7 protein-coding genes are annotated in these 12,089 nt (G+C 67.5%); all 7 read left to right on the top strand.

The genetic code is table 11. From position 1 onward, the window contains the following. Positions 1-711: type IIL restriction-modification enzyme MmeI (locus DMB66_RS54690; protein WP_370321211.1), on the top strand; the 711-nt coding region annotated here is incomplete at its 5' end. 145 nt (positions 712-856) lie between these two features. Further along, positions 857-4,702 carry a DISARM system helicase DrmA gene (drmA, locus tag DMB66_RS54685; protein ID WP_125811949.1) on the top strand — a complete coding sequence of 1,282 codons (3,846 nt, stop codon included), beginning with the start codon at positions 857-859 and terminating at the stop codon, positions 4,700-4,702. Then, entirely contained in the window at positions 4,702-6,594 is a 1,893-nt protein-coding gene (gene drmB, locus DMB66_RS54680) for a DUF1998 domain-containing protein (protein ID WP_125811948.1), read from the top strand. The genes drmA and drmB overlap by 1 nt, the downstream gene beginning before the upstream one ends. After that, positions 6,591-7,358 (top strand): DISARM system phospholipase D-like protein DrmC, encoded by a 768-nt coding sequence (gene drmC / locus DMB66_RS54675; RefSeq protein ID WP_125811947.1) that lies wholly within the window; start codon positions 6,591-6,593, stop codon positions 7,356-7,358. The genes drmB and drmC overlap by 4 nt, the downstream gene beginning before the upstream one ends. A 50-nt stretch (positions 7,359-7,408) precedes the next feature. Further along, complete coding sequence (locus tag DMB66_RS54670) at positions 7,409-9,334, top strand: serine/threonine-protein kinase (protein ID WP_233625518.1); 1,926 nt, start codon at positions 7,409-7,411, stop codon at positions 9,332-9,334. Continuing rightward, positions 9,331-11,490, top strand: coding sequence for a UvrD-helicase domain-containing protein (locus DMB66_RS54665; RefSeq protein WP_125811945.1), 2,160 nt, complete (start codon positions 9,331-9,333; stop codon positions 11,488-11,490). Before DMB66_RS54670 ends, DMB66_RS54665 begins: the two co-directional genes overlap by 4 nt. Further along, positions 11,487-11,864: a hypothetical protein gene (locus DMB66_RS54660; RefSeq protein WP_125811944.1), complete on the top strand. Its 378-nt coding sequence runs from the start codon at positions 11,487-11,489 to the stop codon at positions 11,862-11,864. The genes DMB66_RS54665 and DMB66_RS54660 overlap by 4 nt, the downstream gene beginning before the upstream one ends. The last annotated feature ends 225 nt before the right edge of the window (positions 11,865-12,089 follow it).

The following is a 12,089-nucleotide window of genomic DNA, read 5'->3' as shown; positions in this document are numbered from 1 at the left end:
CCGCTTCCACAGCGCTATTGGCACTACGCAGACAAGCGTCCGGCGCTATATACAGCAATTTCAGAGTTGAGGCGAGTGGTGGCCATTACTCGGGTCAGCAAGACGGTGATGCCGGCGATGGTTCCAACCAAGCAAGTGATCAGCGAAGCGGTCGTCGTGTTCGCGACGGAGGACACGGCAATGCTGGCGCTGCTCTCCAGTTCGCCCCATTACTGGTGGGCCGCTACCCGAGCCTCCTCCCTGAAAGCGGATCTTCGTTATACGCCGTCCGATGTTTTCGAAACGTTCCCGATGCCGGAGCTGACCGAACGAATGCGGGTACTGGGGGACGGCCTCGATGGCGAGCGACATAACGTGATGCTGAGTCGAGATGCCGGCCTCACAGCCACATACAAGCTGGTGTTCGACTCCGCGTGCCGCGATGCGGACATCGTGGGGCTGCGGGAGCTGCATCGAGAGATCGACGAGGCGGTGTGCGTTGCGTACGGCTGGGATGATCTGGTCGAGCAAGGCCTGGACCACGGATTTCATCCGGCAGGGCCCTACACCCGCTACACGGTCGGGCCCTCAGTCCAGCAAGAGATTCTGGATCGGTTGCTGGAGCTCAACCACGCCCGCTACGCCGAGGAACTCGCGAAAGGTCTGCATGACAAGAAGGCCGGCAAACCCAAGGCCGGGACGCAAGCGAGTCTGTTCGAGGGGATGGGCTGATGGAGCAGCAACTGCTTGGGCTCAGCGTGGAAACATTCCATCCACTGCCCGCACCGGATCACGGTGCCCATGGGTCCGCTCAACGTGCTGGTCGAGCGGAACGGGCGGGTAACAGCACCCATCTCAGCTCACAGGGGAAGACTCTATGATGACTGCGGACCCGGAAGGCCTGTTTCCGCATCCGAAGGGGGAGCAACAGGCACTTGCGCTGCCCGGCGACCCGCCGCGGGAGAACCCGCTCGTCCGCGACCTGGACCTACCGCAAAACTTCGCCGACGCCTCGTCGTTTCAGGTGCGTGACGAACTGGAGGATCTCGTCCGGCGGGATCTGCTCGGGCCTTGGGACGGTGAGCAGGAAGAGTTCGCACCGAAGGCCATGGGTCCGCGCGAGCGTTACCTGGTCGGCATGCTCGGCCCGAAGCAGCGCGAGAAGACCGGCAAGGGCACTGGTGACGCCGCTGAGGTCGTCGAGGTGGACGCTCCCGTTCAGGGTGACGGCAGGGAGGCCGAACTCCCCGAGATCGTGTCGCCGCAGAAGCTGGGCCGGATGTGGGCCTCATCGATGGGCCTGTCGTTTGCGGTACCCGGCGACGTCGACGTCCTTGCGGTGCAGGCCGATTGGGGCCGCTACGACCTGCGGGAGACCGAGGACGACAAGGGACGGGCGTCGCGCGTCTGGTATCGCGAGCCTGTGTCGTTCACGCGGGAGGTGCAGCTCGACGAGGACGACTCGTACCGGATCCCGCTGACTGAGCCCGATATCGACACTCCCGGGGTGGAGCTGGCCGTGGATGTGCGCCAGCGCGACGGTCGCCGGATCGTCCAGCTTGTGCTGATCAACGCGCAGATGGATGCGGAGAGCAACAAGGACACCGGCTGGCTATTCCAGGCCGGGCTGACCGTGACTGCACTGGACGGCGAGGCCGCTGTGTTCCTCCCGATCGACGACCCGCTGGACGGCGTGCACGGCACCGTCTCGGATCTGGAGGAGACGCACCTTCGACTGCTCTACCGCGAGCAGCGCCGCTACGCGTCTGGCCGCAACGTCGCCGTGCATCCGGCAGTGCGCGCCGGGGAGCGCTGCGCGCATCGCTTGGAGACAACCTGGCTACCGGTGCATAACGTGCCCGCCACGATGGCCATGGTCGACGAGGGCAGCAAGCTGGCCGGCGTCGCGCTGTCCATGGATGCTCTCGCCACGGCTGACGTCACGGCCCTGGCCGCCGGCCTGGCTCCGCTGGCCAAAGGCTATGCGGCCTGGCTGGAGGAAGAGGCGAAGAAGATCCCCGAGCTGCCTGAGCAACTGCGCCCGGCAGCCGTTGCGGCCATCGAGACTGCCAACAACGCTGCCAAGCGGATCCGGGCGGGCATCACCCTGCTTACCGATACCGGTCAGGCGCGGCACGGCGAGGCTCTGCGGGCGTTCCGTTTCGCGAACGAGGCGATGGCGAAGCAGCGCCGGCACAGCGAGCTGGCCCGGCTCCGCGAGGAGCGCTCCCTCACGTACGCGGAAGCAACCGCAGCCGTGCAAGCGAAGGGCATCGCGGCAGCTTCCTGGCGCCCGTTCCAGCTCGCGTTCGTCCTGCTCAACCTGCCGTCGATCACCGATCCGGCGCACCCGGAGCGCGCGGCGAACGCCGACGCGACGGTCGACCTGCTGTTCTTCCCGACCGGTGGCGGCAAGACCGAGGCATACCTGGGGTTGACCGCCTTCACGTTCGCCATCCGGCGGCTGCAGGGCGTCGTTGGGTCCGGTACGGACGCGCGCAGCGGCGAGGCCGGTGTTGCTGTGCTGATGCGCTACACGCTGCGGTTGCTGACTGCGCAACAGTTCCAGCGGGCCGCGGCACTGGTGTGCGCGGCCGAGGTGATGCGACGCGGCGACACGCAGACCTGGGGTAACGAGCCGTTCCGGATCGGGCTGTGGGTGGGCGGTAGCGTCTCCCCCAACTGGTTCGACGAGGCCGCCGAGAAGATCGCCGAGGCTCGCGAGGCGGGCGACGGCAAGCGCACCAACGTGCTGCAGACGCTGAGCTGCCCGTGGTGCGGCTCGAAACTGCGGGGACACCACGACCTGGAGCCGAGAGCGGACGAGCGGCGGGTCTACCTCTACTGCCCGCAAGCGGAGGGGGCGGACGCCTGCCCGTTCGCCAGGACCGTCTCCAGCGAGGGTCTGCCGATCCTCACCGTCGACGAGGAGATCTACCGGTACGCCCCCAGCCTGGTCATCGCCACCGTCGACAAGTTCGCGCAGCTGCCCTGGCGGGGCTTCGCCGGATTACTCTTCGGTCGGGTGCGGGAGCGCTGCGCGCGGCACGGCTACCGGCACGACGATCTCGACGGTCGCACCGGATGCGGATCCCGGCACAACAAGAAGGGCAGCTTGCCGGCGGTGACGAGCCAGCCCGTCGTCCGGCTGCGCCCGCCCGATCTGATCATCCAGGATGAGATGCACCTGATCTCCGGTGCTCTCGGCACCGTGGTGGGCCTCTTCGAGGCGGCGGTCGACCAGCTGTGTACCTGGCCGCTGCCCGATGGCGGCGCGGCCGGCCCGAAGATCGTGGCGTCCACGGCAACCACCAAGCGCGCTCGGGAGCAGGTCCTCGGCGTCTTCGGCCGGGAGCTGGCCGTCTTCCCACCGCCGGTACTGGACATCACCGACACGTTCTTCAGCAGGCAGGTACCAGTCACCCGAAACAATCCGGGCCGGCGCTACCTCGGCGTGTGCGCTCACGGCGTACGTATGAAGTCCGCGCAGATCCGCGTCGCCGAAATCCTGCTGCTCGGCGGCCAGGCATTGTTCGACAAGTACGGCAAGCTGGCCGACCCCTACATGACCACAGTCGGGTATTTCAGCTCCACCCGCGAGCTAGCCGGGATGCGGCGCATCCTGGACGACCAGATCGCCAACCGGGTACGTTCGCACGGCCGCCGCAAGGGTCTGGCCGATCGGCTGACCGGCGTGCAGATGCTCAACGTCCAGGAGCTGACCTCGCGTATCTCGTCGGGCGACATCAGCGAGGTGCTGAAGCGTCTGGAGATGGGCTTCGACCCGGAGATCGACACGTCGGCGCGGAACCGAGCCGTACTCGATGACATGCGGGACGCCATGAAGGCGCGGACTGCCTCGCACTCAAAACCGAACCTGCACCCGGTCACAGAGCGCTTCTACCAGCGCCAGAACGACGGGCAGGTTCCGGTCGACACGGTGCTGGCCACCTCGATGCTCCAAGTCGGAGTCGACGTGTCCCGGTTCGGGCTGATGGTCGTTACCGGGCAGCCGAAGAACACTGCTGAGTACATCCAGGCCTCGTCGCGAGTCGGCCGGGACGCCGCGCGGCCCGGCCTGGTGATCACGCTCTATAACTGGACCCGACCGCGGGACCTCGCACACTACGAGGACTTCGAGTACTACCACGCCACGTTCTATCGGCAGGTGGAGGCGCTGTCGGTCACCCCGTACACCAGGCGGGCGCTGGACCGGGGAACGACCGCGACGTTCGTCGCGGCCGTACGCAACGTCCAGGACGGTTTTTCCCGCAACACTGACGCGTACGACGTGCCGCTCGACGGCCCGGAGGTCGCCGGGGTGATCGAACGGATGAAGACCCGGGCCGAGGTGATCGGCGGCACTCGTGGCCGGGACTACTTGCTCGAGCGGATCAAGGTGATCCGTGACCTGTGGGAGGCACGCAAGACAGGCGCGGTCCGGCTCGGCTACGCCGACGGCACCTACCAGCAGCAACAACTCGCCGGCCTGCTGACGATGGCCGGCGGCGAGCGGTGGACGGACCTGACCGTCGGCATGTCCATGCGAGAGACCGAGAACGAGGTCAACCTGATCGTGCCGGCCGGCGAGAAGCTGTTCGACCCGCTCTACAACGCGCCGGAGTGGTCCTTTGGCCCACCGCCCGAGGGCGGACCGGATGACGACGACCTGCCCGATGGCGACGAACTGGGCGAGTCCACGCTGGCCGGGAAGGAGAACTGATGGCGGGCAAGCACTTCCGGCGGGTCGGTTCGGTACGGCCCAGCCACCTAATGTTCACCACCGGCGTCGGCGCCGTCGTCGACCTGCCCAACATCTCGGTGTTGGTCCAGGGCCTCGATGACTGGAACTACACAGTGGTGCCGGACTGGGAGCCGATCGCCGAGCCGCGGCTGCTCGCGGCAACCCGCAAGTTGCTTCGCCAGGACTCGATCAAGGAGCTGCGGCCGGCACCTTGGATGGCGGGCGCCGACGAGCCGAACAGCCCGGCTTCCAAGATCGGCGTACCGATCACGCCGTTCCCCGGATGGCTACGGTGCACCGCCTGCGACGAACTGGCACCGATCGAGGGTGGCGTCTTCGGCTTCGAAAATACCAAGGCTCGCAAGCCGCACGAGGCTCGCTTCTTCCACACCACGTGCTCGCGCAAGAAGTCCGGACGGCGGCCGATGGCGGTCGCAGCCCGGTTCGTGCTCGCCTGTACGGCCGGGCACCTGGACGACTTCCCCTACGTGCACTACGTCCACCAAGGCGGTGCCTGCCCGAGCGCCAGCCACCCGAAGCTGCGGATGGACGACCGGGGCGGCAACCTGGGCGCCAACGTAGAGATCAAGTGTGTGGCGTGCACCTCCCGACGCAACATGCGCGAGGTGCTCGGCCGGGGTGTCGACAAGCTTCCCCGCTGCCGGGGACGCCGAGCCCATCTCAGCGACTTCGAGCCCAAGGGATGCACAGCGGAACTGAAACTACTGATCGTTGGTGCATCGAACCAGTGGTTCGCGCAGACCTTGTCAGCACTCGCCGTGCCACGTACCGGGGAGAACGAACTGCAGGCGAAGGTGGAGCAGCACTGGTCGACATTCGAAGGTCTGCCGGGTTCAGCCATGCTTCCCTGGGCGCGGCAGAATGCGCCAGCGATGCGCGAGTTCGAGAAATGGACCGACGAACAGGTTTGGAACGCGGTCGAGCGCTTCCGTGCCAAACCCGCCGAGGACGACGACACCAAGGGCTACCCGGACCTGCACACCGCCGAGTGGCAGATCTTCGCTGCCACCGACCTGCCGCAGCCAAACGACGACTTCACCCTCTACCGCCATCCCGACGGGGTGCCTGGACAGGTGAAGGAGATTTACGCCGACGTCATCCAGGCCGAACGGCTGCGGGAGGTGCGCGCACTGGTCGGGTTCACCCGATTGGACGCCCCCGACCCCACCGACCCCGACCTGGTGCTTCGCGCGCCGCTGTCCAGAGGCGCACCGACCTGGGTGCCAGCCAGCGAGGTCCGCGGCGAGGGCATCTTCCTGCGCCTGTCCGAGGGCCTGTTGAGTGAGTGGGAGCGGGCCGTTCACGGCACCGAGGCGATGGAGGCGCACCGCGAGGCGTACGCCCGGTTCCGCAAGAGCCGATACTCGGGCCGGATCTCCGGCACTTTCGATCCCATGCGCAACTGGCCCGGTGCCCGCTACTACGCCCTGCACACTTTGTCTCACCTGCTTATCCGCACCATTTCGCTGGAATGCGGATACAGCTCGGCGAGCCTGTCGGAACGTATTTACTCCGGGACCGAGGACGACCCGCATCGGGCCGGAATCCTGATCTATACGGCCGTCCCAGACGCCGAGGGCACTCTCGGCGGCCTGGTGTCCCTGGCCGAGCCGGACGAGTTGGTCCGGATAACCCGGCGGGCCCTGGCTGACGCCAAGTACTGCTCATCCGACCCGCTCTGTGCCGAGCGGCTGCCGCGCGAGCCCGATGAGTTCCTGCACGGGGCGGCTTGCCACGTCTGCCTCTTCGTATCGGAGACAACCTGCGAGCGGGGCAACCGGTTCCTCGACCGGCGATTTGTCGTGCCGATCGACAACCCCAACCTGGCGCTCTTCCCCACCCTGCCATGACCTGGTACTCGGCCTTCGAGACGGCTGCCGAAGCGGCGGCACACCGGCTCAGCCCGGTGCACCTGCGACAGCTCGCCGACCGCCTGGGCGCCGGCTCGCCCGACGGGGTCGTGGCGGAGGCCGTTGCAGTGCCGGGATTCACCGAGGTGGCCGCGCCGCTGCTCGCCGCCCGCCACGTCGACGGCGTGCCGGCCACGGAGGCGGCAGCTTACCTGCGCGGGCTGGCGGCCGGCCGACAGCAGGGGGCGGCGGTGGTGCAGGTCGAGTCGGTGTGGAGTGGCCCGAAGACCCATCAGGTCCCGGTACGCTCCACCGCCCAGGTGCTGGTCGGGCTGGTCGATGAGGCGCAGCACGAACTGCTGCTGATGACGTACTCGGCACGAGAACACGCGCCGCTCAAGGCGGCCTTGCTGGCCGCGCTCGGTCGCGGCGTCGCCGTCATCGTGGTGGTGGAGACGTTGCAAGGCGCGGCCGGTGCTCTCGCCGGCGCGGAGCCGGCGGCGGCCTTCGCCGGTCTGAATGGCCTTCAGGTCTGGCACTGGCCGATCGACAAGCGTGGCGAAGAGTACGGAAGAATGCACGCAAAGATAGCGGTCGCTGACCGTCGAGTCCTGCTTGTGTCCAGCGCCAACCTCACCCAGTCCGGGGTCGACCGGAACATCGAGGCAGGTCTGCTGGTCCGGGGCGGGACCGCGCCGCAGCGCGCCGCCGAGCACATCGCGGAGCTACGTAGCCGCGGCGTGCTCGCCCGACTGTCCAACTGATACAGGGAGGGGTCGTGCCGGTCCGGAAGCTCGGCGACGGACGATACGAGTTGGACAGCCCGCTGGCCCGCGGCGGGATGGGCGAAGTGTGGCTAGGCCGGGATACGAAGCTGGATCGGGAGATCGCAGTGAAGTTCATCCGGACGCCCAGCGGCGGAGTCCCGGGGCACGACCAGATCCGCCGCTTCGTCCGCGAGTCCCGGATCACCGCCCGCCTTCAGCATCCCGGCGTACCTGCGGTCTACGACGGCGGAACCGACGAGCACGGCTGGCCCTTCCTCGTCATGCAGCGGGTGCACGGCATTAGCATCGCCGATCTGATCTCCGAACAGGGGCCGTTGCCGATCGGCTGGACCGCCGCCGTTGCTGCGCAGGTCTGCGCAGTCCTGGTCTCGGCGCACGCCGCCTCGCTGATCCACCGTGACCTCAAGCCGAGCAACCTCATGCTCGAGCCGGACGGCTGCGTCAAGGTGCTCGACTTCGGACTCGCGGTCGCTCCTACGCTGGCTGAGTTTTCCCGGATCACCATGACCAACCAGCCGCTTGGCAGCCCGCACTACATGGCACCCGAACAGGTCGAGGCCAACCTGGCCGAGCCGGCGACCGACCTTTACGCACTTGGCTGCACCATCCACGAGATGCTCACCGGTGACCCGGTGTTCAGCGGATCCACCTCGGTTTCCGTGATGCTCAAGCAGGTAAAGGAGACCCCGCCCGCACTGCGCATGGTGCGCGCGGACGTCCCCGAAGCATTGGAAGCCTTGGTCCTCGAATTGCTGGCAAAGAGGCCAGAGGACCGCCCGGAGAGCGCCACAGCCGTCTACGAGCGCCTGCTGCCGTTCGCGAAGGGCCTCAGCCCGATCACCGGCGTCCTAGATCGCCCGACGAAGACCAGCCCGGTCCGGCAATACGCCGAGGTGGTCAGCCGGGTTTTCGCCGACCCTGCCGAGGCGGCCGTCGAGCCCGTCGAGCCGCGCACCCCGACGACCGGGCCGCGCACGGCGCCCACCGAGCCCTCGGCGAACCCGAATTCCCCGCCTACGGGCCGGGTCCTCTCGACCGCCGGCCCGCAGGTGGCGGTGGTGCGCGCCCAACTCCGGAAGGCACACGAGGAGGCGGAGAAGCTCGTACGGCAGTCCCGCTTCAAACAGGCGGCCGACGCGCTTGGCGAGATCACCCGCCGAGCAGAGGAGAAGTTCGGTGCCACCGACGCCGACGTGCTCCGTGCCCGCCACGACCTGGCGGCGGCATTGTTCGACGGCGGTGACTATCGGCAGGCTGCTCCGCTGTACAGGGCCCTCGCCCCTGATCTCGCCGGCTCGGCCTGGGCTGAACTGCGCTACGACTGCAGACTCAAGGAGGCGACCTGCTACGCGTTGATCGGCCAGACCCCGGATGCCTTGCGGCATCTCGGTGAATTGCTTGCCGACCAGCGGGTAGCGGCCGGCGACGACGATCCGCGGACCCTCGAGCTCCGCAAGCAGATCGGCCTGCTGTTGCTCGGGGCCGGCCGTCGGGCCGAGGCCCAGCAGACCCTGACCAGCCTGCTCGACGATCTGCGCCGGCTACCCGGTACGGAAGGGCCAGACCCCTCGGAGGTTGCCGGGCTGCTCACCTCGGTCGGCCTGATCGCTCCTGATGCGGCGGCAACCGACCCGGCGGATGGCCAGGCCGCACCGATCGACGACGAATGGTCCGTGGTGCTGCACCACGCCGATGATCCCGAGATTAGGCGGTTGCTCCAGCCGTTGGCAGCTCGCGGGCTGCCCGTGCCGGTGGTCGGTTTCGAGCTGGGTGACGAGGGATGGCCGGCCGAGGTCGCCTGGCCAGACGCCCGAATCGCCATCCTGTGGGCAGATCCGCCCGAAGATCCAGAAACAATCCACCGAGACCGTGCCTACGCGGCTGACGGCTGGGACGCACGTACCGCCGACCGCTGGACTGCGGACGGCCTGGCGGAACGGATCACCGGATGAGCGCGGCCGTAAAGCTCCAGGTGCTGGAACGTGCCGAGAAAGAGATCATGAAGCTGTCCCGGCCGGACATCGGCGCGGTTTACGAGTTCATGCACAAGTTCCGCGCCAACCCTGACCAACCGGGACTGGACCTCAAGTCACTGCGGGGCGACACCCGGCTGATGGCGGCCCGGGTCAAGCGAGACTTGCGGGCACTGATGCTGCACATTGGGGAACGGGACTACCTGCTGGTCGGTGTGGAGCATCGCAGCGCCGTCTACGCCAACCTGGACCGATACGCGTACCGGATCAACCGAGTCACCGGCGGCATCGAGGTGATGGACCTCCACCCGATCGACACGCAACCGGTTGGCGACAGCATCGTCGGTCGAGCACTGGCCGGGCAGCCGGAGCAGACGAGGCTGTTCGCCGCCCACACCGACGCCCAACTGGTCGAGCTGGGCGTCGCCGAGCCGCTGCTCCCCCGGATCCGGCAGCTGACCAGCGAAGACGAATTGCTTGAGTTGGTCGACCGGGCGCCGCAGCTGACGGTCGATGTGCTCTTCGCCTTGTTCGACGGCAAGTCTTTTCAAGACGTGCTGGAACAGGTAACTCGGCCGGTTCAGGTAGCCGAGGTGATCGACACCGACGACTTCGAGGCGGCGGTGCGGCGGCCAGCGACGCTGGTGACCACCGATGACGAGGCGCTCAACTTCATCCTGGCGGAGTCGTTCGAACGTTGGCAGATCTTCCTACACCCGACACAGCGCCGGCTGGTCGAACGCCGCTACAGCGGCCCGGCGCGGGTCGGCGGCGGTCCTGGCACCGGCAAGACGATCGTGGCGTTGCATCGGGTCGCCCACCTGGTGCGGGCCCTGCCCCCGGGCGATGACCAGGTGGTGCTGTTGACCACCTTCAACCGCAACCTGGCGGCCGATCTGCGTACCCGTCTGGTGGCCCTCGCCGGCGAGGAGGTTCTCGCGCGCGTCGACGTGGTCAACATTGACCGGGTAGCCGCGCGGGTGGTCACAGAAGGCGACCCAGCCGCACCCAAGCGCAAGGTCGACGACAACCAAGCCCCGCAGCTGTGGCGCCGGTTCCTGGCCGCCGAGGTTCCTGAGACCGGGTGGGACGCCGATTTCCTGGCTGCGGAGTGGGAACAGGTCATCCTCGGACAGGCGCTGACCACCCGGGCCGGTTACCTCCGGGCGCGCCGACCCTACCGGGGACGCAACCTCAACCGGGTGGAACGCAACCAGGTATGGGAGCTGGCCGAGCGATTCGTCCGCTGGCTCACCGCCCAAGGCCTGACCACGTGGCGGCAAGTCGCGGTGCGGGCCGCCGCGCTGGAGGGATCTCGGGCCACGGCCGGGGAATACCGCTACCGGCATGTCGTGGTGGACGAGGCGCAGGACCTGAGCGCGGCTCACTGGCGGATGCTGCGCGCCATGGTCCCGCCCGGCCCCGACGACATGTTCCTCACCGGCGACACCCACCAGCGCATCTACGACAACCGGGTCACGTTAGGCAGCCTTGGGATCAACATCCGGGGCCGGTCGTCACGGCTGACCCTGAGCTACCGCACCACGAGGCAGATCCTCGCCGCTGCCCTGGAGATCATGAGCGGGGAAGTTTATGACGACCTCGACGGCGGTTCCGAAGACCTGGCCGGCTACCGCTCCCTGCTGCGCGGGGCCCGGCCTCGCTTCCGTGGTGCCTCAGATTGGGCGGCGGAGCTCAACCTCATCGCGGAACAGCTGGCCGACTGGGGTACGCCGCAGGACGGCTCCGTGGCGGTCTGCCTGCCGACGAGAGAGCTGGCCAACGAGATGACCACCCGACTGATCGCCGACGGCATCGCCACGGTCGAGATCGGCCCGGACGGCCCGAAGCAGGCCGACGGCGTGCACGTCGGCACCATGCATCGGTTCAAGGGCCTCGAATACCAGAAGATGATCATCGCTGGGATGGCGGACGGCTACGTGCCGCGTCACATGATCAATCGCTACCGGGACAGCGACCCGAAGAGGTACCAGCGCGAACGGCAGCGAGACCGGTCGCTGTTGTTCGTGGCTGCCACCCGGGCCCGTGACGAGCTGGCGATCTTCTGGCACGGTTCACCCAGCCCGTTCCTCACTGATCGGCAGATCCAGGCCGGAACCCCGGAGCGCCCATGAGCCACGACATGAAGCAGCTCACCAACCACTACAACGCCTACATCCACGACGGAATCCCACCACTGCGGAAACTGGGCTACAACCCTACCCAATTCCTCGAGATGGTCCATGCGGCTGGCGACGCGGTGCAGGCCACAAAGCGGCTGCTAGCCAGCCCGCGACACACCTCGTACGGGTTCCAGCGGCTCTACGCGCTTGGGCGGTTGGTGGACAGCGTCGAGTTCGCCGCGCTTCTGCCGTGGTTCGAGCCGCTGTTCACGGCCGACGAGCGCGAGGAGGCTCGGACCCGACTGATCCTGCACGAATTTCCGGTCGATGCGAAGCTGCGGACCGCGATGGCAATGCCACCCGACTGGGTCGAGGAGGACGGGTAGCCGACACTGCGAGGCTGACAGCGTCCAGAAGGGACAGAACTGCCGGTCGCGTGCGATAGAACTTTGGCTCACCAGCGTAGGTAGGAAAGGAACCCCCGTGCAGGCGTTCACCCGGAGCCCCGCTGAGATCTTCGGCTACGACATCCGCTACGTGATTCCGCTGTTCCAGCGTCCGTACGTGTGGGACAAGGAGTTGCAGTGGGCACCACTGTGGGCCGACGTACG

This window comes from Actinoplanes sp. ATCC 53533 (genome assembly GCF_003947245.1).
The sequence above is the reverse complement of the archived record's forward strand: the minus strand, read 5'-3'. Positions and strand labels throughout refer to the sequence as shown.